This is a genomic window from Haloferax denitrificans ATCC 35960 (assembly GCF_000337795.1).
Taxonomy (GTDB): Archaea; Halobacteriota; Halobacteria; order Halobacteriales; family Haloferacaceae; genus Haloferax; species Haloferax denitrificans.
Window position 1 is genome coordinate 40886 of record NZ_AOLP01000001.1, and the last position, 24323, is coordinate 65208.

Here is a 24323-nt window from a genome sequence, read left to right on the forward strand (position 1 = left end):
AGCCGTGAGCATGTCCCGGTTCGTCCTCAAGCGCCTGCTGTTGAGCATTCCCGTCCTCCTCGGGGTGAGCGTCGTCGTCTTCGCACTCGTTCACCTCGCGCCGGGCGGGCCGGTCCGGGTGATGCTCGGCCCGCTCAGCAACGAAGAGCTCGTCAGACAGATTCGCCTGGAGATGGGGCTCAACCGCCCGCTGTACGTCCAGTACGGCATGTGGGTGTTCGACGCGCTACAAGGCGACTTCGGCGTGTCGTGGACGGTCCAACAGGGGACGCCCGTGACAGACATCATCGTCGAGCGCATCCCGCTGACGGTCGAGCTGTCGATTCTCAGCATGATTACGGCCGTGCTCATCGCCATCCCGGCGGGCATCATCAGCGCCGTCCGCAAGGACAAGCCCGCGGACCACGCCGCGCGCATCGCCGCGCTGTCGGGCATCTCGATTCCCGACTTCTGGCTGGGCATCATCCTCATCATGATCTTCGCGGTGCAGTTTTCGTTCCCGTGGGCGACCGGCGGCTGGACGCCGCCGTGGGTCGACCCGGTGGCGAACCTCCAGCAGTTGTTCCTCCCGGTCATCACGCTCGGGACGGCCTACTCCGCGCTCATCGCCCGGATGATGCGCTCGGAGATGCTGGACACGCTCAGTCAGGACTACGTCAAGACCGCCCGCGCGATGGGCATCGGCGCGCGCGAAATCGTCCTCAAGGACGCCTCGAAGAACGCGCTCATCCCCGTCGTGACGGTCATCGGCGTCGGACTCGGCCAACTGATGAACGGCGCGATTCTGACCGAGACGGTGTTCAACCTCCCCGGTATCGGGAAACTCCTGATACTGGCCATCGACCGTCGCGACTACCGCATCATCCAGGCGCTCATCCTGTTCATCGCGAGCGTGTTCGTCTTCGCGAACCTCGCGGTGGACGTGCTGTACGCCTACCTCGACCCCCGCATCAGACACGATGGAAACTAACATGGCAACGACAGACCAGACGGACGAGGCGGTGCCGGCCGCGCAAGCCCCCGGCACGCACCACAGTCAGTTCGAGATGTTCTGGAAGGAGTTCCGCCGGAACACCCTCTCGCTCGTGGGGAGCGCGATTATCCTCACGATGCTCCTGACCGCGCTGTTCGCGCCGTTTCTCGCCCCCCACGACCCGACGACGCAGTTCGAGGCACCGGACGGCGAACACAACCCGATGCCGATGGGCACCGAGATGCTCGTCGAGAACGACGCCGGCGAAATCGTCGGCACGACGACGGCCTACCTCGGCACCGACCACCACGGCCGGGACATCCTCTCGCGCATCATCTACGGGTTGCGGACGCTGATGACCGTCTCGCTCGGCGTCGTCGGCTTCGCGATGGCGCTCGGCGTGACCGCCGGCGCAATCGCCGGCTACTACCGCAACACGTGGGTCGACGAGATCATCATGCGCTTCATGGACATCCTGTTTTCCTTCCCGAGTCTCATCCTCGCCATCGCGGTGCTCGGCGTCCTCGGGGTGGGAAGCACGGAGTACGGCTCGTTCACCCTCCCGAACATCGTGAAAGTCATCGCCGTCATCGGCGTCGTCTACATCCCGAGTTTCGCGCGCGTCATGCGCGGCTCCGTCCTCAAGGAGATGGAAGAAGACTACATCGACGCCGCGAAGTCCCTCGGCGCGAGCGACCGACACATCCTCGTGAAGGACATCGCCGTCAACACCCTGCCGACCGTCGTGGTCCAGGGGACGCTCTACATGGGGACGGCCGTCCTCGCCAGCGCCGCGCTGTCGTTCCTCGGGCTCGGCATCCAACCGCCGAACGCGAGCCTCGGGCTGATGCTGTCGAACGCCCGCGGCTACCTCTACAGCGGCGAGTGGTGGTACTCGGTGTTCCCCGGGCTCGTCATCGTCGTCACCATCCTCGGGTTCAACCTGCTCGGTGACGGCCTGCGCGACGCGCTCGACCCCCGCAACGACGGAGGCGAGCGATGAGCGCCGAGCCGGACGAACAGCCCGTGCTCGAAATCCGCGACCTCGTCACGCGGTTCTACACCGACGAGGGGACGGTCAAGGCCGTCGACGGCTCGTCGTTCGACCTCTACGAGGGCGAGACGCTGGGCATCGTCGGCGAGTCCGGCTCCGGCAAGTCCGTGACCGCGCTGTCGATGCTCCAACTCGTCGACAGCCCCGGTCGCATCGAGCGAGGGAGCGTCCGCTACCGCGGCGACGACCTGCTCAAAAAGACCGAGGCCGAGATGCGCTCGATTCGGGGCAACGACATCGCGATGATGTTTCAGGACCCGATGACGAGTCTCAACCCCGTGTTCACCGTCGGCGACCAGATCAGCCGGGTCATCAAGACCCACCAGGACGTGTCGGACAAGGCGGCCCGCGAGCGGACCATCGAACTCATGGCCGACGTGGGCATCCCCGAACCGACCTCGCGCGTGGACAACTACCCCCACCAGTTCTCCGGCGGGATGCGTCAGCGCGCGTTGCTGGCGATGGCCATCTCCTGCGAACCGGACGTGCTCATCGCCGACGAGCCGACGACGGCGCTCGACGTGACCATCGAGACGCAGATATTCAACGTCCTCGACAGACTCCAAGAGAAGTACGGGATGAGCATCATCCTCATCACGCACGACCTCGGCGTCGTCGCCGGGACCTGCGACCGCGTCGCAGTCGCCTACGGCGGCCGCGTCGTCGAGCGCGCCGGCGTGGACGCCCTCTTCGAGAACCCGCGGCACCCCTACACCCGCGGCCTCATGCGGTCGATTCCGCGACTCACCGACGACACCGACCGGCTGACGCCCGTCGAGGGCGACGTGCCGAACCTCACCGACCTGCCGTCGGGCTGTTCGTTCCACCCGCGGTGTCCCCACGCGACCGCCGAGTGCGAGTCGTACGACCCCGAACTCCGGGAGGTCGAACCCGGTCGGGAGGCGGCGTGTCTCCACGCCCGCGGCTACGACCTCTCGCCGTCGGCCATCGAGACGGAGCGCGCGGAGGCGGACGGCGGCGGTCCCACGGCCCCCGCGACCGACGGAGGTGAGCCGCGATGAGCGACGACCCGCTGTTGTCCGTCTCGGGACTCCACAAGTACTTCACCCAGAACGACGGCTTCATCGACCGCCTGCTCGGAGCCGACGAGACGGTGAAAGCCGTCAACGGCGTCTCCTTCGACATCGAGCGCGGCGAGACGCTCGGCCTCGTCGGCGAGTCCGGCTCCGGCAAGTCGACGACCGCGCGGTCGGTCCTCCGGCTGGACGAGCCCACGAAAGGGACGGTCAGCTACGACGGGACCGACCTGACGGCGCTGTCTGACCGGGAGATGACGGAGATGCGAAAGCGCATCCAAATCGTCTTTCAGGACCCCGCGTCGAGTCTCAACCGCCGGAAGACCGTCGGCCAAATCATCAAACAGCCGATGGAGATTCACGGCCTCTACAAGGGCGAACGCGACGCCCGCGTGGACGAACTCATGGAGACGGTCGGCCTGCCGCCGCAGTACTCCAACCGCTACCCCCACGAGTTCTCCGGCGGCCAGCGCCAGCGCGTCGGCATCGCCCGCGCGCTCGCGGTCGACCCGGACTTCATCGTCGCCGACGAGCCCGTCTCCGCGCTCGACGTGTCGATTCAGGCGCAGATTCTCAACCTCCTCGACGACTTGCAGGAGGAGTTCGACCTGACGCTTCTGTTCATCGCCCACGACCTCAGCGTGATTCGCCACGTCTGCGACCGCGTCGCCGTGATGTACCTCGGCGAAATCGTCGAACTCGCCGACGCCGACGAGCTGTTTTCGAACCCCCAGCACCCCTACACGCGGGCGCTGTTGGGCGCGATTCCGCAACCGGTGCCCGAGCTCGCCCGACAGCGGCAGGTGCTCGAAGGCGAGGTCCCCTCGCCGCTCGACCCGCCGTCGGGCTGTTCGTTCAACCCGCGGTGCCCTGAGGCGACCGAGGAGTGTACGTCGGTCGACCCGACGCTCGACGACGTGGCGGGCGCGACCGGCGGCCACAAGGCCGCCTGTATCCACGTCGACGAGTTCGAGACCGGCGCGGGCGTTCCGAGCGCCGCGCAGGACGTCGACGAGCGGTTCAGCATCGAGAACTTCGACGCCGAACCGACGCTCGTCACCGACGGTCGGGGTGACGACGACAGATGACCGTCGCCGTCAAGCCGATGCTCCGCATCGTCCTGACGTTCGCCATCGTGTGGTTCTACCGCGGGCTGTTGCCGCCGCTGTCGCCCGCGGCGAGCACCGTCGCGCTGGTCGTCCTCGCGGTGCCGACGTGGGTGGTCGTGAGCCGCCTGCTGTTCAACTCCGGCGGGGCGCTGGCGATGATAGACGACGAGTTCGACCGCAAGTAGTGGGAGCTCTCTCACCTTGGTAGCCGTTCGGGAGCGTTGCGCCCGACCGGGTGAATAGCGTTCACTTCGATTTTCCACAGGTAGTGTGTGGTGAAGTCAATCGCTCGATAGCACCACCATATATAGTGTAGAATAAGCAATTCTATATTGTGGGGAACGGATTGCTCATCGCTTCGAATCGACTAACCGAACAGGTTCTAATTGTGTATGCTAGTTCCTATAACCAATATGCAAACAATCTTTATCAATATCTGTTTCAAAAATGTAATAAAATTCTGATTGGGTGTGATATTAAGATTGGCCCCAAAATCAGATAGGGAGCTCGCCCGACAATAGTAATGTTATATTTGTGCAATACTATGTTGTCAGAATCACGTCGTCGGTGGTTTCGTCGCATGCCCACTCGGGGACGCTAGCAGTTCCCGTCGACTGCGCCACGAACGACGAGCGAGACGCTAGGAGGGGTGCATCGAAACAGCGCCTCGTCTGACGAGACGGTGCCACGGCTAGTGGCAAAAGCGTGGTTACGAGGTTGCTCGCGGGGAGGTCATCGCTCGGCGAGTAGTTCTGTCGGGTCGAATCTGGTGGCCGCGATGTGTCGCGGCCCCCCGTCGACAGCGACGTCGTCGTCCTGTTTGTTGAAATAGTACGTGGCGAGGATAGTCCCGTCGTCGAGCACGGCCGCCCGCGGGTAGCCGAGGTCGTAGTTCGCGCCGTCGTCCCGGAGAATCCATTCGCGGCTCCACGTGGCACCGTCGTCGTGACTCACGCGGGCGCGGATGCCGTACGGCGGGTGGCGGTAGCCGTAGATGCACACGAGCGACCCGTCGTACTCAAGGAGTTTGCTCGGCGCGCCGAGGTCGTTCACGCGCGAGACGAACGACCAGTTGCGCCCGTCGTCGGTCGAGCGATAGATTTCGGTCCACTCGCAGTCGACTGATATCTTACACCGGACGGCCGCGACGAGCGTCCCGTCGTCGAGCAGGACTGGCGAGGGACACAGCATGCGGTACTTCTCGCTCCCGCCGATCTGCGACAGGAACGACCAGTTCTGTCCCCCATCGAACGACCCGTACACGATCGGCACGTCGTGGGGGTCGGTGGCCGTTTTCCCCGTCAGCATCAACAGGAGCGTGCCGTCTTCGCGGGTGATGTACGACGGACGGCCCTGTATTCGCTCGAAGTCGAACATCGGGAGGCGCTTCGCGTCGCTCCACGAGTCCCCACCGTCGTCGGACAGCTTCACCCAGGGAACCGCGTCCGAGGCGGCCGAATGCGGAGACGACCAACAGGCCATGAGGGTGTCCCGATTCGAGAAGTCGTGGGGCCCGACGTCCGGAATCTCGTTGTAGAGCACCTGTTCGGACGTCTCGACGTTATCCGAGATGACGCCGTCGTCCGTCCACGTGTCGCCGCCGTCGGTGGTTCGCATCGAACGGATAGAGCCGTAGGTCTCGATGCGCGCGTGGCTCAACTGGTTCTGCTTGTTCTCGGTCGGAGAGACGACGCTCCCGTAGCGAACGACCTTGGCGTCGTGGAGGTTCTCGGGCACCGAGTAATCGCAGTCGTGGTTGATGAACGCGACGACCACGCCGTCGTCGGTCTTCCACATCCCGCCGTTGAAGGGCCACGCCGAGAACTCGCCGTCACCGTGGTAGACGACGGTGTGTTCGGCACTCTCGACTCTCTTGGGTGAAGCTAGCATGGGTCCGTTTCACAGAGTTGGGGCGGGGATATTAAAGATACCGCAGACGGTGATGAAAACGGGTCACGCGCCGACGACTTCGACGAACGAGGCGTCGCAGTCCGCACATCGCATCGTCGTGACGGTTCGCGTCCGACAGCACGTCTCTTCGGTTCGATGCTGAAAATCGGGTTCGCCGCCGCAGGTCGGACAGCGGTCGAGGAACAGTCGAAGCTCGCCGAGGGAGATACCGCGCGTTCGCGAGGACAGCCCGTGCCAGCCCGGGAGTTCGTCAGCCAGCGCGACCGAACCGGCCGCGTCGGCGAGGAACGCTTCGCGCGACGGCCACCGGCCGGCGTGCGCCCCGTCGACGGAGACGGCGAAGTCGCCGGCCGATTCGTCGACGGCGAACTCGGACGACTCGGCGTCGACGAGCGCGGACTCCGAGAGCGCGGTGTCTACGTCGGCATCGATGGCGTCGAGTGCGTCCGTCCACGCACGGCGAACGGCGTCCGTCAGGCAGAAATCGGCCCCACCGTCGCACGGCACGAGCACGCCGTTTTCGACGAGGACGTTGTCGCGGTCGCCGTCGGTCACGTCGGCTGATTCCGGGTGTGAATCGACGGCCGCCTGTTCCGGCCCGTGTTCGAAATACGCCATCGCCCGCGAGGGGAGGTACCGCTGTGTCAGCGTCGGTGTCCCCGGTATCAGATACCCACGGAGGCCGATGACCGCGGCCGACGCCGCGAGTGAGACAGCACCCAAGAGCGGCGACCCCACCCACGCGACGACTCCGGCGAGGGCAACGGCGAAGACGGCGTTCACCCCGGTACAGGGGAGACACCGGTTTTCACCCGTGTACGCTGGATTCCTGACGCGGTCGAGCACGGTCGAATCACGGTGACGTATCCAGTTCATCGGTCACCTCGTCACACGTCCGGGCCGCGGGTCACGACATCGTTGGAGCCGGAGTCGAAGAGATGCGTGGCCCGAGTCTCGATGGAGAGGCGAATCACCTCGCCTTTCTCGTAGGCGTTGTCGGCCGGGAGCGTCACTCTGACTTCGCCCTGCGGGCCCTCGATGGTCGCCAACATCTGCTTTCCGATCCGCTCGATGAGGGTTATTTCGCCTTCGAGGTCGCCGTCGTTCCGGTCGAGTCTGACGTCTTCGGGCCGGACGCCGACCGTGACCTCGTCGCCGACGCCGACCGCCGTGGAATCGACCACCCGAAGCTCGACGTCTCGGCCGTCAACGGACACGACGACCGTCTCGCCGCTCGCGCGGTCGACGGTGCCGTCGAAGAAGTTCATCGACGGGTTACCGATGAAGTTCGCCACGAACCGGTTCGTCGGCCGCTGGTAGAGTTCGTCCGGCGTCCCGATCTGCTCGATGCCGCCGTCGTTGAACACCGCGATACGGTCACTCATCGTCATCGCCTCCTCCTGGTCGTGCGTCACGTAGATCGTCGGCTTCTCCACGCGGTCGTGGACGCGCTGTATCTCCTTGCGAATCTCGACTTTGAGCTTCGCGTCGAGGTCGCTCAGCGGCTCGTCCATCAGGAACGCCTCCGGTTCGTGGACGATGGTTCGCGCCAACGCCGCACGCTGTTGCTGGCCGCCGCTGAGTTCGCCGGGATACTTCTCCAGCAACTCGCGAATCTGCATGATATCCGCGGCCTCCTCGGCGTTCTCGTATCGCTCTTGCTTCGGAACGTTCCGGACTTTCAGCGGGTAGGAGATATTCTCTTTCACCTTCATGTGCGGGTAGAGCGCGATGTTCTGGAACATCATCGCTAGGTTCCGCTTGTGAGCCGGTTTCCCCGTCATGTCCTCGCCATCGAATCGGATGCTCCCGCTCGTCGGCGTTTCGAGCCCCGCGATACAGCGGAGCGTCGTCGTCTTCCCGCACCCCGATGGACCGACGAACGTGAAGAAATCGCCTTCGTCGATGCTGAAGTCGATGCCATCGACGGCCGTTATCGTTCCGGACGGCGAACTGAACTCTTTCCGCAGGGAGCTGACCTCAATAGTCATGATTAACAACCACACACATCTTGTGAGACAGTCCCATTATACGTTTCGGTGGATGCAGATTCTCAGGTCGACCGTGCGGAGAAAACGAAGGGAGAGTGGTGACTGCGGCGAGCGTTACATCTGTCCGCCGACTTCGAAGCCCTCGAGGAGGTACTTCTGGAGCGCGAAGACGAAGATGAACGCCGGGATGACCATCATCACGCTCGCGGCCATCACCTCTCCCCAGAGCGTCTGTTTCTGAATCGTGAACATGTGGATACCGACGGTCAGCGGCCAGTTCTCACTGGTCGGCATGATGATGCGGGGAATCGTGTACGCGCCCCACGCTGTCGCGTACGAGAAGATTGCGACCGCGATGACGCCGGGTTTCGCCATCGGCAGTGCGATCTCGTAGAACGCGCGGAACGGCGACGCGCCGGCCATCTGAGCGGATTCTTCGAGTGAGATGGGCACGTTCTGGAAGAACTTCCACATCAGCCAGATGCCGAACGGAAGCGCCGTCGCCGTGACCGCGAGAATGAGTCCGAGGTGGCTGTTGATGAGGCCGATGCGACTCCAGAAGATGAACATCGGAATCGCGAGGAGGATCTGCGGGAACATGTACCCGAAGAGGATGATTCTCGCGAACGTCTTCTTGTGTGGGATGTCGATGCGCGTGAGCCCGTAGCCGGCCAGCGTCGACATCGACGTCGTGACGCCGACGACGCCGACCGAGAGAATCATGCTGTTCGTGAAGTACGTCGGGAAGTTCGTCCCCTCGAACGTGTTGACGAAGTTCTCGACCGAGAAGGCCTGCGGCAACAGCGTCTGCGGAACGTTGTATATCATGTCGGTCGGCCGCAACGCCGTGCTGACCATCCAGAAGATCGGGAAGATGACGACGAAGAGCAGCAGCACCAACAGGGCGTTCAAAAGCAGGTTCCACCCTCTCGACCGACCTTGGTGAGAGAGGTGCGTCAGCGGATTCCACGGTTTGTCGACGGTTCGTTGCTTGACGCTCGACCACTTCTGCCCGATGTCGTTGCGGATGCTCATTCTGCGCGCACCTCCTCGGACGGTTCGAAGATGCGGAAGTACAACACCGCCGCGACCAACAACACGAGGAACAACACGGTCGAGACGGCCGCCGCGATACCGAGTCGGCTCGTCCCGAAGGCGACGTTGTACGCGTAGATGGGTGCAGTCGTCGTCGCTCCGCGGGGGCCGCCCTGCGTGAGGACCCAGATGTAGTCGAAGGTGTTGAACATCCATACCGCGCGCAGCAGCAACACGATGAAGAACACGCCCTTCAGGTTCGGGAGGGTGATATCCCGGAAGCGTTGGTACGCCGTCGCGCCGGACATCTTCGCGGCTTCGTAGAAGCTCTCCGGGATGGCCTGCAACCGAGCGAGCACCATCACCGTGACGAAGATGGAGTCCTTCCAACTACTCGTGAGAATCGCCGCGAGCATCGCCGACTCCTGGCTTCCGAAGAACGACACGTAGCCTTGGATGAGGCCGATCTGGACGGCGAGTTGGTTGACGATTCCCCACTGCGAGTTCAGCATCCAGAGCGCCATGAAGCCGATGACCGCGTTCGGGATGAGGTACGGGAGAATCGCGAACGTCCGCGCGATGTTGACGAACTTGAACGACCGGTTGAGTAGCAACGCGAGGGTGGTGCCGAAGACCACCTGAATGACGACCGAGCCGCCCGCGTAGACGACCGACCGACTGAGCGCGTCGTAAAACGAATCGCTCGACAAGAGCGTCTCGAAGTTCGCGACACCGATCCACTGCCACTCGTTCGAGAAGGCGTTGATGCTGAAGAAACTCGCGCCGATGACGCCGACAATCGGAACGAGATTCACGAACGTGAAGAGCAACATCGGCGGGAGAATCGTCAGCGCGGCCAGTACCTTCTTTTTCGAGAGGAACTCGAACGCCTCGTCTCGTAGTTCTCGAGCCCGAGAGCCATGCTTGTTGATTGTACTCATGGAACGTGCCAATTCTTCATGAACCAATGGTAAAAATCTTCCCATCACCGCAGTCACCGGGGCGAGTGAACAGGACGAAAGCGGGCGGAGCGCGACCCGCCGAAGGCGTCTCCTCGCCCATAGATTATTATAGGAGGATGCGAGAACGTACTGACGACCATGGTATTTGGAGAGCCGAGAGTGGGCTTCGGAACGTGGCAGAACACCGACCCGGACGCCTGTGCGGAGAGCGTCCGAACGGCGCTGGAGATGGGCTACCGCCACATCGACACGGCGCAACTGTACGAGAACGAAGCCTACGTGGGCGACGGAATCGAGCGGGCGGACGTCGACCGCGAGGAGATAACGCTGGGGACGAAACTCTGGCCGGGCGACCTCGCGTCCGACCGCGTCCCCGAAGCGGTCTCCGAGAGCCTCGACCGCCTCGGCGTGGACTACGTCGACGTCCTCTACGTTCACTGGCCGGCGAAGGACTACGACGCCGCGGACACGTTAGGCGCGTTCGCCGAACTCCGGGACGAGGGCCTGATTCGACACGTCGGCGTGAGTAACTTCACCCCCGACCTGCTCGACGAGGCGCGGGCCGCCTGCGACGTCCCAATCGCGGTCAATCAGGTCGAACTGCATCCACTGCTCCCCCAACCGGACCTCATCGAGTACTGTCGCGGTCACGACATCGAAGTCGTCGCCTACTCACCGCTCGCCCGCGGCGAGGTCTTCGAGATTCCGGAGGTAACCGACATCGCCCGCGAAAACGGGCTCAGCGAGGCGCAGGTCGCCATCGCGTGGCTGGTCTCGAAAGACGGCGTCAACCCCATCCCGAAGGCATCGAGCGAAGACCACATCCGAGGGAACCTCGAAGCCGCGGACATCGAACTCGCGTCGGAGGAACTCGCTCGTATCGACGGTATCGACCGCGAGCTACGAATCGCCGACCGAGACTGGGTCGACTGGTAACGCCGACCCGAGCGCGGGATTTTACGAACCGTCTGAGAGAGTCACCGACAGCGACGCACGGGGTGACGAGAGCATCGGGTTCCGAACCGGACACGCGTCGGAAAAGGCACGTGAGTGATACAGAAGGGAAGTCGGCAGGCGACGCGGACCGTCGGTGACGGTGTCGTCGCTGGCAGGAACGGCACCGGAGTCTGCGTCGCGGTTGAATGGCAGACAGGACCGTGACTGGGATTACTGCCCTAATCGTCGGCGGGGACCACCTCTCTGGTCCCTTGCTCGTGCATGTGTGCGACGGCCCGCTCGATCGCCGCGCGTTTCTCGTCGCTGTTCGCCACCTCGTCGAACGGGTGGAAGAGATGGCCCGAATCGCGTCCGAGGATGTCGATGGCGGCTTTTTCGCCGGCGGGGAAGTTCGACTCGTAGTCCTCCATCGCGGCGCGGATGAGCGGCACGATAGAGAGGTGAAGCTCGCGAGCGCGGTCGTAGTCGCCGCGTTGCGTGGCTTCCCAGATTTGGACGGAGATGCGCGGGCAGACGCTACTGATGCCCACGATACCGCCGTTGACGCCCAGCGTGTACGTCGGGAACTGCGCGATGCTCATCCCGCCGAGGACAAAGCCGTCGTCGCCGATGGCTCGGAGATAGTGCGTCAAGTTACCGAGCGTACTGCTGACCTTGATGCCGACGACTTCCGGGATGTCCCGGACGAGGTCGCCGACGAGTTCCGCGTCGAGGTCGAGCAACGACATGACGTCGTACACGACGATTGGGAGGTCGGAGACGTCCGCAATCGCGCGGTAGTAGTCGCGAATCGAGTCGTTGTCAGCCATGTGCGAGCCGGCGTACCCCGTCGGTGGCATCACCATGAGGAAGTCGGCGCCGGCATCGCGAGCGAGCCCCGCCTTCGTGGTGGCCTCGTGCGTCTGCCGCGCGATGACTCCCGCGACCACGGGGACCGCGCCGTCGACTTCGTCGACCGCGACCTCGTAGAGGTGCTGGAGCTGGTCGTTGTTCATCCGCATCCCTTCGCCGGTGCTTCCGCCGACGACGACGCCGGAAACCCCGGCGTCGAGATGGTAGCGAATCTCGTCTCTGAACGCGTCGTCTTTCAGTCGGCCGTCAGCGTCGAGCGGGGTGATAAGCGGGGGGTTTACGCCGTGAAGTTCGTTGGTCATCTGTTGTTGAGGTCGTGTTTGAGTCGGTGTGTCGTTCGGAATGTAACGTAGTCCACTGTCGTGGTTACGGGCCCTTCGGTACGTCGAGGCGAAGGACTCCGGTGTCGGAAGCTGTGCTGAGATTCACGCGTCGTTACGGCCCTTTCGCCTGATTCAGCGACTCGCGGGCGCTCTCGGCGACTTGGTCGACCGCCTCGCCGGGAGCCATGTCCTCGCTGATCACGAGCGAGATGGCGGTCGACCCCGGTCGCGTCGTGAAGATCGAATCGACGTAGGGGTTCGGCGGGCTGGTCTCGTGCGCTGGTGGAATCGCGTCGGTCACGGACTTCCACGCCGCGATGTCCTCGTCGGTGTAGGAGTCCGGGAGCTTCTCGCGCATGTCGATCTCCTCTTTTTGTTTCGGGTACAGCGGCGCGTTCTGGATGTTGATGTAACGCTCGTAGTACTCCGGTTGGAAGATGAACCGGTCGAGGAACGTCTTTGCCATGTCCGTGTTCGACCCCTCGAACGAACAGATCGACTTGATGACGCCGAAGAACTCCCCGGGGCCGTCGGGGCCCGGAATCGGCTCGGCGCGGATGTCCTGATGGAAGTCACGGTCGCGTTCGATCGACTGAATCTTCGGCCGCGCACCGCCGTACGTCGTGTGCGCCGCCGACTCGGTGTGAAGCGCGTTGATTCGCTCCTCACAGCCGATGTCCGAGCCGGGACCCGTGTAGGGCTGGAGCTGTTTGCGGAATTCGAGCATCTCGATCCAGCGCTCGCGGTTCTCTCCCTGGTCGATAGAGACCACGACCTCGCCGTCGTCGTTCCGAGTCGCCATGTTTGCGCCGTTACTCCGAAGGAAACACTGAGCGACGAGTTCGCTACAGTAGTGCGTCGACCACGGGAGCAGTGTCGCGTCGGTCACCTCGTCGGAGTTGCTGGCTTCCTCCATCCAACTGACCATGTTCTCCCAGGAGTCCGGCGTCGACTCGGCGATGTCCTCTCGGTACCACTGCAGGTACGGAATCGCGAAGAAGGGAATCGTGTAGTGCTCGCCGTCGCGTTCGAGGAACGACCGCTCGTGGGGCATACCCAGTCGGTCCGTGACCGTCTCGACCAGGTCGGTCATCGGCGCGAGCGTCCCCTGGTTCTGGAGTTGCGTCGACTGCGTCACCGACGTCGGGAACAGCTCCGGCGGGTTGCCGGACTGAATGAGCTGAATGATACGCTCTTGGATGCTCTGGCCCTCTGCACCGCATTCGAGGGTGACGGACGCGCCCGTCTGGTTTTCGAACTCGGCGAACGCGTCCTCCCAGACGCGCTTGAACACGTCCGAACACTCGTCGGTGACGACGCGCATCTCGCGCCCGCTGTAGTCCGGCCAACCGTTTTCCTGTACCGAACCGGTCGTACTGCCGTCTGTCGACGTCGAACCTGAGCCACCGCCGCCGCCGATACACCCCGCTAGCCCGGCGACTGCTGAGCCGCCGACGGCTCTCAAGACGTTCCTGCGTCGGGTGACACTCCTCTCGCTGTCTCGGCATTCGTTTGATGCCATGGAATCTGCTTCATGATTGTAATGTAAATACATTTCTAACTATTGTTGACATATGGCACGGAACGGCCGAACATTCATGGGGGCGGGGCGGAACCGGACGGTATGGCCGATTTGAATGCTGTCGTCATCGCAGACGACATCACCGGAGCGAACGACACCGGAAGTCAGTTCGCTAGTCGGGGGTATCGGACGAACGTCGTGTTCGACCCGAGCGCACCGGCGGACTGTGACGTTCTCGTCGTCGACACGGAGACGCGGGAAGCGCCGCCGGCGGAGGCGTACGACTCGGTTCGAACCGCCGTGAGAGCGCACGACGCGCCCGTCCTGTACAAGAAGCTCGACTCGACGCTCCGCGGGAACGTCGCTGACGAACTGACGGCGCTCCTCGACGCCGCGACGCCGGACCTGCTGTTGCTCGCGCCGGCGTTCCCCGCGAACGGACGGACTACGGAAGGCGGCGTCCAACTGGTCGACGGTGAACCGGTCCTCCGGACGCTCACCGACTCGGAGAACCTCCCATCGGCGTCGTCCGTCGTGGAGTTGCTCTCGTCGGTTCCGTATCCCGTCGAAACGGTGCATACGAGCGTCGTAGACGCGGGACAGCGGGCCGTCCGGTCGCGACTCGCCGAGATACACAGACACCACGACACGCCAGTGGTCGTCGTCGCCGACGCGACGTCCCAGGCGCACCTTCGGTCGCTCGCCGAGGGGTCCGACCGACTCACCGCCGGCGTGGCCTACGCGGGGAGCGGCGGACTCGCGGGGGCGTTATCGCTCTCACCCTCGGGCGGGAGCGAGGGGGCGGTACTCGGCGTCGCCGGGAGCGTCAGCGAGACGTCGTTCGAGCAACTCAGTGCAGTCCCGGACGACGCGCTCGTGGTGCTGGACCCCGAGGCGATGCTCGAACGTCCCGAAGAAGCCGCGACCTCCGCGCTCGGCCCGCTTCTCGACGCACAGCGCGTCCACGGCTTCGCTGTCGTCGCGTCGGCGGCGTCTCCCGGGGCCGTCGACGCGGTGAATCGGACCGCGGACGCGCTCGGCCTCGACGAAGGCGCCGTCAAGGACCGAATCGCGGCGGCGTTGCGCGCGACCGTTCGAAGAGTCCACGAGTCGCGGCCGCTGACTGGCCTGTTCACAACCGGCGGCTCGACGACCATCGCGGTGCTCGACGAGCTCGACGCGACATCGCTCGACCTGACGGGAATCGAACTCGCGGAGGGGGTTCCGCTCACCAGAGTTCGCGGCGGGCCGGCGGACGAGACGTTGCTCGTGACCAAGGCAGGGTCGTTCGGTGACCCGACGACAATAGTTAATTGCCTCGACTTCATCGGTACGCGGTGATGACGGCAAGAGAGAGACCCCTCGTCGGCGTGACGATGGGAGACCCCGGTGGTATCGGAAGCGAGATAATCGTCAAAGCAGTCCCCCAGGTGGCCGACGACGCTGACGTCGTCGTCATCGGCGACGCAGACGTTGTCCGGCACGCGGTCGCGCAGTGTGAGAGCGACCTGACCGTCGAGGCGGTCGACACCGTCGCCGACGTTCGGGCCGACCCGTCGACGCTGTCCGTACTCGACCTCGACAACGTCGCGTCGCTCGCCCACGGTGAAATCGACGAAGCGTACGGGCGGGCCTCGCTGGAGTACATCGAACGCGCCATCGAACTCGCCATCGCGGGCGACATCGACGCCATCGCGACGGCTCCGATTCACAAGCAGGCGACGGCGCAGGCCGGAAGCGAATTCGCGGGCCACACCGGGATGCTCGCGGCGTACACGGAGACGGACAACTACTCGATGATGCTCATCGAGGGGGGACTGCGCGTCACGCACGTGAGCACGCACGTCCCGCTCCGCGAGGCCTGCGACCTCGTGACGACGGAGAACGTCTTCGACACCATCACGGTCACCGCTCAGGGGTTGCACGACCTGGGAATCGACGACCCGACGATAGCCGTCGCCGGCTTGAACCCCCACGCCGGAGAGGGCGGCCTCCTCGGCGCGGAGGACGACGAGGCCATCGAACCGGCGGTCGAACAGGCCCGCGCGGTGGGCATCGACGCCGAAGGGCCCATTCCGCCGGACACCGTCTACGTCAAGGCGGCCGCCGGCGACTACGACTGCGTCGTCTCGATGTACCACGACCAGGGACACGTCCCCATCAAGATGCTCGGGTTCGACAGTACCGACACTGTCAGCGGCGTCAACATGACGGTCGGACTGCCGATTATCAGGACGAGCGTCGACCACGGCACGGCGTTCGACATCGCGGGGCAGGGAATCGCATCCGAGTCGAGCATGGTCGACGCGATTCGGACCGCCGCCCGCGTCGCCGTCGAGCGAGCGTGACGAATACGGAGAGCCCGTCAACTGGTTTCGGTGGGGTTTCCAACCGACGTGGAAACATCGTGTCGTCGGTTACGCGTGTTCTATCTTGAGTTCGATGATGTTGGTTCCGTTGAGGATCTTGTGTGAGAGTTCCTCTTCGACGCGGTCGTCACGAAGCTTGTTCGACGGGACGGTCACGCTGATCGCGCCGACTGGATTGCCCTCGATGTCCTGAATCGGCGCGCCGACACAGCTGATACCGACGTCGCCTTCGTCTCGCTCGATAGCGTACCCGCGTTCTCGCGTGGCGTCGAGTTCCTCGAAGAGCGCCTCGCGCGTGTTGACGGTGTTTTCGGTGACCGCTCGAAGCCCCCATTTGTCGACGATGTCGTCCACCTCGTCGTCGGAGAAACACGAGAGGATGGCCCGCCCGAAGGCCGGTCGATGGAGGTACGAGTGCTTCCCCACGGGCGCGAGGTCGACGGCGGCGTTGTCGCCGCGCGCCATGAATATCACGACGCCGCGACCGTTCTCCTCGATTGCGAGATTGACCAGTTCGCCGGTCTCTTTCGCCAGGTCGTGGACGACCTTTCGCCCGTGTCGGTAGACCGGGAGCCGCTCTCGGATTTTGCCCCCGTAGTGGAGGAACTGAAGCGAGAGTCGGTACTTACTCCCCTCCTTGACGACGTAATCGTTCGCTCGGAGCGTCTGCAGGTGGACGTAGACGGTGCTCGTCGGGAGTCCGGTTCGCTCCGACAGTTCCGTCACCCCCAGCGAATCCTCCTCGACGAGCGCCTCAATGACCTCAAGAGACCGTTCGACCGCCTCAAGCGTTCGTGGTTCGTTAGTTGCCATACGATAATACACTATTTCCAACCTGATTAAATATTTGGGATTGGGGCGTAGTTTAGCCCGGTCACGACTCCTGAATCGAACGCTGGTCGAGAAAGCGACCCTGGGCCAGGTATCGGCTGTCTCACCGGCCACCATTCGGTGTCGGACCCCACGTCTCCGTCTCGAAACGGAACCGTTTCACACAGGGGTCCGATTTCAGAGCGTCCACCTCTGTGTGCGACAAATGGATAGTTCCGGAGTCAACCGCGTTGTAATGCCACGATTACGAACGATTCGGGTCGAGAGTTGCGTTTCCACTCCGAGTGAAAGCACTATACGGCCCGGGTCGCACTGTGTGGGGACTTGCTCCGAGATAACCGCGCAGGCGTGCGGTTTCGAGTGTCGTTGGGGTGGCTCGGCGGCGGGCGGGGGACCAGTGGAACCGTAACGCCGGTCGGAATGGTCGCCGCTGGTCGGGGCCGCTGTGCATCACGTTCCACGCTGGTTGGAAACCGTTTCAGACCGAGCGGCCACGTGCTTCGCTCTGATACGCGATGGGCGCCATAGATTACAGGTATACGCTTGTAACACGTCGAGGGGGGGTAGGTCGTGAAACGCGGAACGCGGTCGATGTCACTCCCGCTGATAGAACGCCGCGATGTCCCGCCATCGGTCGAAGTACGCCTCTTTTTGCGTATCGAAGTCCGCGCCCACCGACGGGTCCGGCTCGATAACGTCACGCTCTCGGAGGAGGTTTTCCGCCGCCGTCTCGACGTCGCTGTAAATCGACGTGATGAGTGCGGGAGCCATGATAGCGCCGGCGGTCGTTCGCGGCTCCATCTCGACGACCGGGCGGTCCCATATCGACGCGCGGAGCGTGTTCCACCAGTCGTAGTTGCCGTCGAGCGTCGGCGTCCCGTCGTTGATGACGAGCACGCGGTCGATATCGGTGTCGAAGTGCTCTTCGACCAGCGAGATATACGTCCACTCGGTCAGGATGATGCCGGTAATGAGCCCGCGCGCCAGTCGGCCGTGGACCTCCTCGGTCGACAGGGAGTTGTCGTAGTTGAGGCCGAGGAGCGATCCCGCGACATCGGCGTCGAAAAACGGGCTTCGGTTGCCCTTGAGGAACACCTCGTAGCCGTGGCCGCTCGGGACTTGTCGGGCGAGTTCGAGCCCGCGCTCCGGCGTGCAGTTGAGGACGCGGTCGAAGAACCACCGAAGGAGGTTGCCGGTGTCGAACGACGCGCCGGGCAGGTAGCCGTCGATGGGGTGGCGGTGGTAGTACAGCGCCGGGTGCGGCGAGACGGACTCCGAGACGTACTTGACGACGCTCGACGCGCCGAAGGTGATGCTGAAGTCCCCGGGTTTGACGCCGCCGTTCGCCAGCACCGAGGCATTGCCGTCGGTGAGCCCCTGAAAGAGTTTGATGCCGTCGAAGCCGGTCCGATCGGCCAACTGGCCGTCGGCGACGCCGATGAACGAGCCGGGGGGTCGAATCGCCGGAAAGAGCGACCGAGGCAGGTCGAGCGTCTCGAACAGCGACTCGAACCACGTGGGCAGGGGCGTCGTCACGTCGGCACCGAACTTCAGCGCGTTCGTCCAGTCGGTCTCGATATCGCGCCACGGCGTCGACGCGTCGAACCGGAGCCGGTACAACAGCCACGTCGTCGGGCTGAGAATCCACTCCACCCGCTGGAACTTTTCGGGGTGCTCCTCGCGAAGCTTCAGAATCTTCGGAAGGGGGCTGGTCGGAGAAAACGCGATATTCTGGTTAATCGAGAGGTCGGACAGACCGAGGTCGCGGAGCTTCGACGCCTGTTCGGGCGCGGAATCGAAGTACATCTGCGGGGGGAACACCGGCTCACCGTACTTATCGACGAGCACGGCGGTCCCCGACGTACTCGCGACCGAGCCGATACCGGTCTGCGGGAGCGCTGGTGCCGCTTCGTGGAGCGCTCGCTCCCACGCGAGCGTCGTCTGCTCGGCGACGGGTGCCTCACCGCCGGCGAGTCGTTCACCGTCGGTGCTGTACACGTCGACATGCACGCTCGCGGTACCGAGATGAACGCCGACCAGTTGCGGGCTCTCCATACCACGCCGTCACGCAGGACGCCATTAAATCCTTCCGAGGATGGTACCCCAGCGAGCGCGTGAGGGCGCAGTCCGGCCGATTGACAACAGCGGGGTTCATTTGAGAAGAGTTAGCATACGCTCTGAGAGAGCGCACATTCGGTTGACAAACATCCCCGAAGTGAGAGAATACAGTTAGATAACCGTTGAAATAGAGAGCATACCCGGATAAAGTATAATTATAGCCTGAGGGACCCAAATTCTGTGTCTGAGAACAGAGGTACACTCGTGCTGAACAGACTCGTCAGGGTCAGCGGCGGCTTGCAAGAGTAGTCGAGACGAAGATTACAGGTATATACGTGTAATGTTAGTGGTTCGTGTGGAGTTCGATGACGTTGGCGGCGCTCTGGACGATGTCGGGAACCTCGTCGGTGAACCGTTCGTTGTTCATGCGGCTGACGGGTTGCGAGACGCTGATTGCACCGAGGACGGTCCCGTCTTTTGCGACGATAGGTGCGCCGACGCATCGGAGCCCTCTGATGAGTTCCTCGTTGTCCACGGCGTAGCCCCGGTCACGGACCGTCGCCAACTGTGCGTCGAGTTCCGCTCTGTCGGTGATGGTCTGGTCGGTTTCCGCGGGAAGGCCGTGTTCCTCGATGATGTCGTCGACGCGGTCGGACGGGAGGTGCGCCAGTATCGCCTTTCCGAGTCCGATGGCGTGGAGCGGGCGTCTGAGGCCGGGGTAGATGTCTAAATCGACCGCCCGCTCGCCCTGTTCGGAGGCGAGATAGACGCCCTGTCCGTACTCCTCGACCATCAGGTTCGCGAGTTCGCCGGTCTGGGACGCCAACCGGTGGACTTCGCGCTTCGCCACCTGATACAGCGGGTGGCGATGCTGTACGTATCCCCCGAATCCGAGCAGGCGGAGACTCAGTTCGTAATCGGTCCCGTCGCGGACGACGAACTTCTCGGCTTCGAGCGTGCTGAGGTGGTTGTGAACCGTGCTCTTGTTCATCCCGAGTTCGCGTGCGAGAAACGTCACACTGCTCGACCCGTGTTCTCGAAGCGCGTCGAGCACCCGAATCGTCTTCCGACTCGTTTCGACCCGGTTGGGCGCGTTTTCTGTCATAACTGCGTGTCGTCGAGGCAACCCTAAATAGTTTGTTCCATTGAGTGGAACAGCTGTTCGATTCAGCGAGACGGCGGAGCGAGTCGTCGACCCCGCTCGAACGGCGGCTGTAGAAGGGGAGAACCCAAGATATCTGCCGCCTAACGGTCGCTGTGCGGTGTTCGGGGGAATGTCGGCAAAAACTATTTACGCTCACTCTCTGAGCTACGGTGTATGGAGATACAGACAGAGAGCTTCTCCATCGAGAGCCACAGCAGGTTCGAGATTCTGAGCGTCACCCCCGAGGTGGAAGCGACCATCGAGGACCTCGGCGTGACCGATGGACTCGTGTACGTGTCGACGCCGCACACGTCCGCGGCGCTCTCGACCAACGAGTACGAAGAGAAGCTCCTCGACGACATGATTGACAAGTTCAAGGAGATTGCCCCCCCGGACGAGGGCTACTACCACGACCTCGACCACATCACCGCGGGCGAGCAACCGAACGCTCACGCGCACCTCATCTCCGCGATGATCAAGCGACCGGTCCTGCTCGTCCTCCGCGACGGGGAGCTCGACCTCGGGACCTGGGAGGAGGTCATGTTCTTCGAACTGTGCGGCCCGCGCGAACGAACGATTACCACGACGATTCTACAATAGCCATGACGGACCAACGACTCGGACGATCGGTGACTGTCGCTATCGACCACGGCCTCCATTGGGGTTCGCTTGAGGGGTTCGAGGACCCCGCGGCGCTCCTCGACACGGTGTTGGACGCCGGCCCCGACGGTATCCTGGCGAGCGTGCCGTTCCTGAAGCGCTTCGAGGACCGAATCGACGCCGCCGACGTCCACACCATCGGTACACTCGACCTCCTGTACGACTCGACGATGCCAGGCGACATCGAGAACGCGGAAATCCACTCCCAGGTGTTCAGCGTCGAGGACTGCGCCGACGTGGCCGACGCCGCCAAAGTCGCGCTCGTCTTCGGCCGGGAGGACCCCGACGTGCTGAAAGAGAACGCCGAGTTCGTCGCGGCCGCGGCCGAAGAGTGCGACGACGCGGGGATTCCGCTCATCGTCGAGCCCACGCTCTGGGGCCAGCGCGCTGACGACGAGTTCGACACCGACTACCTCGTCAACGCCAACCGCCTGGGCTTCGAACTCGGCGCGGACATCCTGAAGACGCCGTACCCACCCACGGGCTTCGAGCGCATCGTCGACAACGCGCCGGTGCCGACGTACATCGCCGGCGGCCCCACCGTCGAGACGGACCGAGAGGTACTGGAGATGGTCCACGGCGCCGTCGAGGCCGGTTCGCAGGGCGTGATGTTCGGCCGGAACGTCTGGCAACGGGACGACCCCGCGGCCATCATCGACGCGCTCTCGGCCATCGTCCACGAGGGCGCGACTATCGAGGAGGCGGAGACGCTGTTATGACTCCCCGAGGGAGCCCCCGAACCCACCCATGAATCTCCCGTACCCCCACTTTCAGGTCAACTTCAAGGTGTATCCGGACACGAGCGGCGAGGACGCGCTCGCGTTCGCGCGGATGCTCGAAACGATAGAGGCGGAGACCGACGCGCGCTTCGTGTTGACGCCGCAACTGCCGGACATCCGGCTGATAACCGAACGCACCGACCTCGCCGTCACCGCGCCCGCGATGGACGCCGTCGAGCCCGGTCGCGGGATGGGGAAAATCCTCCCGGAGACCGTCGCGGACGCGGGGGCCGACGGCGTCGTCATCAACCACGCGGAGAACCGCGACACGCTGTCCGACCTCGTGTGGAAAATCGAGCGCTGTCGCGACCTCGACCTCGACTCGGTCGTCTGCGTCGACAGCATCGAGATGGGTCGCGCAGTCGCGGAGTTCGACCCCGACTCGATGATATACGAGATGCCCGAAGACATCTCGTCGGACCGCGCGATCACGCAGACCCACCCCGACCGCGTGCGCGACTTCATGTCGATGGTCGAGGCGGAGAACCCGCGCACTCGCGTCCTCGTCGGCGGCGGCATCTCGACCGCCGAAGACGTCCGCCTCGCGTTCGAACAGGGTGGCCACGCGACCGGTGCCGCATCGGCCGTGTCGCTCGCGTCGGACCCGGAGCCCCTCCTCCGCGACATCGCCGCGAGTTTCCCCTGAGACGGTCAGACGGTCGCCGACGGCGGACCGCCCCGTCTCGCTCCGCTCGGCGACTGCGGCGCGTCAGACCGGCGCAATCTTTTTAGTGGTCATCGATGATGTGCAATACACGACAATGACAGCGAAAAACATCCTCGTAGTGTGTGGCACATCGGTCGCGACGTCGACGGTCGTCAAGGAAGCGCTGAAAGAGAAGCTCCCAGCGCGGGGCCTCGACATCGGGACCATCGCCAAGGCGAAGGCGACGGAAGCCCCCGGCAAGGTCTCGTCGGGGAACTTCGACCTCATCGTCACCACGACGCAACTCAACAAAGACAAGTTCGACATCCCGGTCATTCACACGACGGCGTTCATGACCGGTATCGGTCAAGACGAGGTCCTCGACGACATCGTCGCGGCGCTCGAAGACTGATTGACGCGTCGGCGACGCGGATTTTTCACGAACGATAGCAATGTTTATGTGGGCTCACTCTCATCCTGAGACAGGGTTGTGAGTTAATAGCATGGCAGTACCAGAAGTACTCTTACAGAGTGGTGTGAGTTCCCTGTTGAATTCGATCAACAGCGTAATCCAATCGCTGGGCGTGAGCGTCCTCCTTCCGATAATCATCTTCCTCATCGCGCTCGCGTTCCGGGTGGACGTGTTGAAGGCGGCGCGCTCGTCCATCCTCATCGGCATCGGCTTCATCGGCATCAATCTCGTCATCGGGCTGTTCAGCGAGAACATCAGCCCGCTGGCCCAACAGATGGTCGAGGTGACCGGCATCACGCTTCCTGCGGTCGACGTCGGCTGGCCCGCCGCCGCCGCCATCGCCTTCGGTATCGCGGAACTCGGCGTCTGGATGATTCCGCTGTTCGTGGTGATGAACCTCGTCCTCTTCGCTATCGGCTTTACCTACACGCTCAACGTGGACATCTGGAACTACTGGCACTTCGCCTTCATCGGCGGGCTGGTCTACATGAGCACGAACAACTGGCTGTACTCGGTGGCGGTCGGGCTGACGCTGGGGCTGTTCGTCCTCGTGGCCGCGGACTGGACGCAACCGGCGGTCGAAGAGACGTTCGACACACCCGGTATCTCCATTCCGCACGGGACCTCGGCACCCTACGCCGTCGCCGCGATTCCGATTCACTGGGCGGTGGATAAGACGCCGCTCGGGAACATCGAAGCCGACCCCGACGCGATTCAAGACCGGTTCGGTATCCTCGGCGAACCAATCTTCGTCGGCCTCGCTATCGGGCTCGTCATCGGTATCGCCGCCTACAGTAACGCGCTCTTCGTCGCCGAGAGCTGGTACGCCATCCTCACCGCCGGCATCTCGTTCGCCGCGGTGATGCACATCCTCCCAATGATGGTCGGTATCCTCATGGAGGGGCTGACGCCGCTTTCGGAGTCGATTCGGAACTACATGACCTCGCGGTTCGAAGACCGCGACATGGCGATCGGCCTCGACTCGGCCATCCTCATCGGCCACGAGTCGGTCATCGCGTCCAGCCTGCTCATCGTTCCCATCGCCATCGTGATGTCGATCATCCTCCCCGGCAACGACGTCCTGTGGGGAATCGACCTGGCGACGTTCCCGTTCTTCTTCGCGCTGATGGTTCCCATCATGAACGGCAACATCGTGAAGATGGTCGTCACGGGGACCATCCTGCTCATCCCACTGCACTACATCTCCTCCGCGGTGGCTCCCCTCCTGACGCAGGCGGCGGGGAGCGCGGGCTTCGACCTCGGTGGCCGCGGGCTCATCACGTCGCCCGTCGCTGACGCGGGGTCGCCCGCGACGGGCATCCTGGCTCTCATCCCGGCACCGGTCGCCCTCGCGGTCGGACTCATCATCGTCCTCGGTATCTGGGTCGCGCTTCGGACGTGGCCCCAGCGGATGTACATGGTCGCCGGCGCGTCCGAAGAGAAAGCGCGGGAGACCGTCGAACGTCGTCACACCGGCAAGGGCGGCGGCCTCCTGCCCAACAAAATCGGCTCGACCGTCGACGCGACGAGCGCAGAGGGTCGCTCCGACGACTGACCGCGCAGTTACAGTTACAGTCACCCGTCGGCGCCCGCGACTCGACCGCGACGAGTCGCCGCGTTTCCCGGCACCGTCGGCGA

The 24323-nt window shown here is 63.6% G+C and carries 23 protein-coding genes; 13 read left to right on the forward strand and 10 right to left on the reverse strand.

All coding sequences use genetic code 11. The features are described 5' to 3' along the window. Window positions 1–10: 10 nt before the first annotated feature. The 5 genes from C438_RS00175 to C438_RS00195 are packed head-to-tail and all read left to right on the forward strand — an operon-like array spanning window position 11 to window position 4358. Window positions 11–970 (forward strand): ABC transporter permease, encoded by a 960-nt coding sequence (locus tag C438_RS00175; protein WP_004967165.1) that lies wholly within the window; start codon window positions 11–13, stop codon window positions 968–970. Between the two features lies 1 nt (window position 971). After that, window positions 972–1976 (forward strand): ABC transporter permease, encoded by a 1005-nt coding sequence (locus tag C438_RS00180; protein ID WP_004967166.1) that lies wholly within the window; start codon window positions 972–974, stop codon window positions 1974–1976. After that, complete coding sequence (locus C438_RS00185) at window positions 1973–3049, forward strand: ABC transporter ATP-binding protein (RefSeq protein WP_004967167.1); 1077 nt, start codon at window positions 1973–1975, stop codon at window positions 3047–3049. Before C438_RS00180 ends, C438_RS00185 begins: the two co-directional genes overlap by 4 nt. After that, window positions 3046–4152 (forward strand): ABC transporter ATP-binding protein, encoded by a 1107-nt coding sequence (locus C438_RS00190; protein ID WP_004967168.1) that lies wholly within the window; start codon window positions 3046–3048, stop codon window positions 4150–4152. Before C438_RS00185 ends, C438_RS00190 begins: the two co-directional genes overlap by 4 nt. Beyond that, window positions 4149–4358 (forward strand): hypothetical protein, encoded by a 210-nt coding sequence (locus C438_RS00195; protein WP_004967169.1) that lies wholly within the window; start codon window positions 4149–4151, stop codon window positions 4356–4358. The genes C438_RS00190 and C438_RS00195 overlap by 4 nt, the downstream gene beginning before the upstream one ends. Window positions 4359–4905: 547 nt before the next feature. Here C438_RS00195 and C438_RS00200 read toward each other — a convergent pair. From C438_RS00200 to C438_RS00220, 5 genes are all read right to left on the reverse strand, one after another. Continuing rightward, complete coding sequence (locus tag C438_RS00200) at window positions 4906–6063, reverse strand: sialidase family protein (protein ID WP_004967170.1); 1158 nt, start codon at window positions 6061–6063, stop codon at window positions 4906–4908. Window positions 6064–6126: 63 nt separating this feature from the next. Continuing rightward, window positions 6127–6960, reverse strand: coding sequence for a hypothetical protein (locus C438_RS00205; RefSeq protein WP_239640610.1), 834 nt, complete (start codon window positions 6958–6960; stop codon window positions 6127–6129). Window positions 6961–6971: 11 nt separating this feature from the next. Beyond that, window positions 6972–8075 (reverse strand): ABC transporter ATP-binding protein, encoded by a 1104-nt coding sequence (locus C438_RS00210; RefSeq protein WP_004967172.1) that lies wholly within the window; start codon window positions 8073–8075, stop codon window positions 6972–6974. A 114-nt stretch (window positions 8076–8189) separates the two neighbouring features. Further along, the gene (locus C438_RS00215) at window positions 8190–9110 is read right to left on the reverse strand and encodes a carbohydrate ABC transporter permease (RefSeq protein ID WP_004967173.1); all 921 of its coding nucleotides are present in this window, start codon (window positions 9108–9110) and stop codon (window positions 8190–8192) included. Further along, window positions 9107–10051 carry a carbohydrate ABC transporter permease gene (locus tag C438_RS00220; protein WP_004967174.1) on the reverse strand — a complete coding sequence of 315 codons (945 nt, stop codon included), beginning with the start codon at window positions 10049–10051 and terminating at the stop codon, window positions 9107–9109. The genes C438_RS00215 and C438_RS00220 overlap by 4 nt, the downstream gene beginning before the upstream one ends. A 180-nt stretch (window positions 10052–10231) precedes the next feature. On the opposite strand from C438_RS00220, the gene C438_RS00225 reads away from it, so the two are divergent. Beyond that, the gene (locus tag C438_RS00225) at window positions 10232–11008 is read left to right on the forward strand and encodes an aldo/keto reductase (RefSeq protein WP_004967175.1); all 777 of its coding nucleotides are present in this window, start codon (window positions 10232–10234) and stop codon (window positions 11006–11008) included. A gap of 239 nt (window positions 11009–11247) precedes the next feature. Here the strand turns inward: C438_RS00225 and C438_RS00230 are convergent, their stop codons facing one another. Then, on the reverse strand, window positions 11248–12183 hold the full coding sequence (locus C438_RS00230; RefSeq protein ID WP_004967176.1) for a dihydrodipicolinate synthase family protein: 936 nt from the start codon (window positions 12181–12183) through the stop codon (window positions 11248–11250). A 133-nt stretch (window positions 12184–12316) separates the two neighbouring features. Further along, window positions 12317–13726, reverse strand: coding sequence for an ABC transporter substrate-binding protein (locus C438_RS00235; RefSeq protein ID WP_239640611.1), 1410 nt, complete (start codon window positions 13724–13726; stop codon window positions 12317–12319). Window positions 13727–13828: 102 nt separating this feature from the next. Between C438_RS00235 and C438_RS00240 the strand changes: the two genes are divergently transcribed. Continuing rightward, window positions 13829–15067 (forward strand): four-carbon acid sugar kinase family protein, encoded by a 1239-nt coding sequence (locus tag C438_RS00240; protein WP_004967178.1) that lies wholly within the window; start codon window positions 13829–13831, stop codon window positions 15065–15067. Then, complete coding sequence (pdxA, locus tag C438_RS00245; protein WP_004967179.1) at window positions 15067–16074, forward strand: 4-hydroxythreonine-4-phosphate dehydrogenase PdxA; 1008 nt, start codon at window positions 15067–15069, stop codon at window positions 16072–16074. Before C438_RS00240 ends, pdxA begins: the two co-directional genes overlap by 1 nt. Window positions 16075–16143: 69 nt before the next feature. Here pdxA and C438_RS00250 read toward each other — a convergent pair whose 3' ends face one another. The 3 genes from C438_RS00250 to C438_RS00260 form a co-directional block, all read right to left on the reverse strand. Then, window positions 16144–16908: an IclR family transcriptional regulator gene (locus C438_RS00250; protein WP_004967180.1), complete on the reverse strand. Its 765-nt coding sequence runs from the start codon at window positions 16906–16908 to the stop codon at window positions 16144–16146. A 612-nt stretch (window positions 16909–17520) separates the two neighbouring features. After that, the gene (locus C438_RS00255) at window positions 17521–18981 is read right to left on the reverse strand and encodes an FGGY family carbohydrate kinase (RefSeq protein ID WP_004967181.1); all 1461 of its coding nucleotides are present in this window, start codon (window positions 18979–18981) and stop codon (window positions 17521–17523) included. A gap of 346 nt (window positions 18982–19327) precedes the next feature. Further along, window positions 19328–20089, reverse strand: a complete 762-nt coding sequence (locus C438_RS00260) for an IclR family transcriptional regulator (RefSeq protein WP_004967182.1) — start codon at window positions 20087–20089, stop codon at window positions 19328–19330. 213 nt (window positions 20090–20302) lie between these two features. Between C438_RS00260 and C438_RS00265 the strand changes: the two genes are divergently transcribed. From C438_RS00265 to C438_RS00285, 5 genes are all read left to right on the forward strand, one after another. Next, entirely contained in the window at window positions 20303–20728 is a 426-nt protein-coding gene (locus tag C438_RS00265; protein WP_004967184.1) for a secondary thiamine-phosphate synthase enzyme YjbQ, read from the forward strand. A 2-nt stretch (window positions 20729–20730) separates the two neighbouring features. After that, window positions 20731–21507, forward strand: a complete 777-nt coding sequence (locus C438_RS00270; protein ID WP_004967185.1) for a class I fructose-bisphosphate aldolase — start codon at window positions 20731–20733, stop codon at window positions 21505–21507. A gap of 28 nt (window positions 21508–21535) precedes the next feature. Further along, a complete protein-coding gene (locus C438_RS00275; protein ID WP_004967186.1) occupies window positions 21536–22213 on the forward strand; it encodes a triose-phosphate isomerase in 678 nt (225 codons plus the stop codon). 115 nt (window positions 22214–22328) lie between these two features. Beyond that, entirely contained in the window at window positions 22329–22625 is a 297-nt protein-coding gene (locus tag C438_RS00280) for a PTS sugar transporter subunit IIB (protein WP_004967187.1), read from the forward strand. Window positions 22626–22797: 172 nt separating this feature from the next. Continuing rightward, complete coding sequence (locus C438_RS00285) at window positions 22798–24240, forward strand: PTS galactitol transporter subunit IIC (RefSeq protein WP_004967189.1); 1443 nt, start codon at window positions 22798–22800, stop codon at window positions 24238–24240. Window positions 24241–24323 lie beyond the last annotated feature (83 nt).

Bases quoted from the DNA above. Each gene is read 5' to 3' on its own strand.
- C438_RS00195 (WP_004967169.1), top strand. From the start codon at position 4,149: ATGACCGTCGCCGTCAAGCCGATGCTCCGCATCGTCCTGACGTTCGCC.
- C438_RS00210 (WP_004967172.1), bottom strand. From the start codon at position 8,075: ATGACTATTGAGGTCAGCTCCCTGCGGAAAGAGTTCAGTTCGCCGTCC.
- C438_RS00220 (WP_004967174.1), bottom strand. From the start codon at position 10,051: ATGAGTACAATCAACAAGCATGGCTCTCGGGCTCGAGAACTACGAGAC.
- C438_RS00180 (WP_004967166.1), top strand. From the start codon at position 972: ATGGCAACGACAGACCAGACGGACGAGGCGGTGCCGGCCGCGCAAGCC.
- C438_RS00175 (WP_004967165.1), top strand. From the start codon at position 11: ATGTCCCGGTTCGTCCTCAAGCGCCTGCTGTTGAGCATTCCCGTCCTC.
- C438_RS00215 (WP_004967173.1), bottom strand. From the start codon at position 9,110: ATGAGCATCCGCAACGACATCGGGCAGAAGTGGTCGAGCGTCAAGCAA.
- C438_RS00190 (WP_004967168.1), top strand. From the start codon at position 3,046: ATGAGCGACGACCCGCTGTTGTCCGTCTCGGGACTCCACAAGTACTTC.
- C438_RS00260 (WP_004967182.1), bottom strand. From the start codon at position 20,089: ATGACAGAAAACGCGCCCAACCGGGTCGAAACGAGTCGGAAGACGATT.
- C438_RS00240 (WP_004967178.1), top strand. From the start codon at position 13,829: ATGGCCGATTTGAATGCTGTCGTCATCGCAGACGACATCACCGGAGCG.
- C438_RS00250 (WP_004967180.1), bottom strand. From the start codon at position 16,908: ATGGCAACTAACGAACCACGAACGCTTGAGGCGGTCGAACGGTCTCTT.
- C438_RS00205 (WP_239640610.1), bottom strand. From the start codon at position 6,960: ATGAACTGGATACGTCACCGTGATTCGACCGTGCTCGACCGCGTCAGG.
- C438_RS00230 (WP_004967176.1), bottom strand. From the start codon at position 12,183: ATGACCAACGAACTTCACGGCGTAAACCCCCCGCTTATCACCCCGCTC.
- pdxA (WP_004967179.1), top strand. From the start codon at position 15,067: ATGACGGCAAGAGAGAGACCCCTCGTCGGCGTGACGATGGGAGACCCC.
- C438_RS00255 (WP_004967181.1), bottom strand. From the start codon at position 18,981: ATGGAGAGCCCGCAACTGGTCGGCGTTCATCTCGGTACCGCGAGCGTG.
- C438_RS00265 (WP_004967184.1), top strand. From the start codon at position 20,303: ATGGAGATACAGACAGAGAGCTTCTCCATCGAGAGCCACAGCAGGTTC.
- C438_RS00185 (WP_004967167.1), top strand. From the start codon at position 1,973: ATGAGCGCCGAGCCGGACGAACAGCCCGTGCTCGAAATCCGCGACCTC.
- C438_RS00275 (WP_004967186.1), top strand. From the start codon at position 21,536: ATGAATCTCCCGTACCCCCACTTTCAGGTCAACTTCAAGGTGTATCCG.
- C438_RS00200 (WP_004967170.1), bottom strand. From the start codon at position 6,063: ATGCTAGCTTCACCCAAGAGAGTCGAGAGTGCCGAACACACCGTCGTC.
- C438_RS00280 (WP_004967187.1), top strand. From the start codon at position 22,329: ATGACAGCGAAAAACATCCTCGTAGTGTGTGGCACATCGGTCGCGACG.
- C438_RS00235 (WP_239640611.1), bottom strand. From the start codon at position 13,726: ATGGCATCAAACGAATGCCGAGACAGCGAGAGGAGTGTCACCCGACGC.
- C438_RS00270 (WP_004967185.1), top strand. From the start codon at position 20,731: ATGACGGACCAACGACTCGGACGATCGGTGACTGTCGCTATCGACCAC.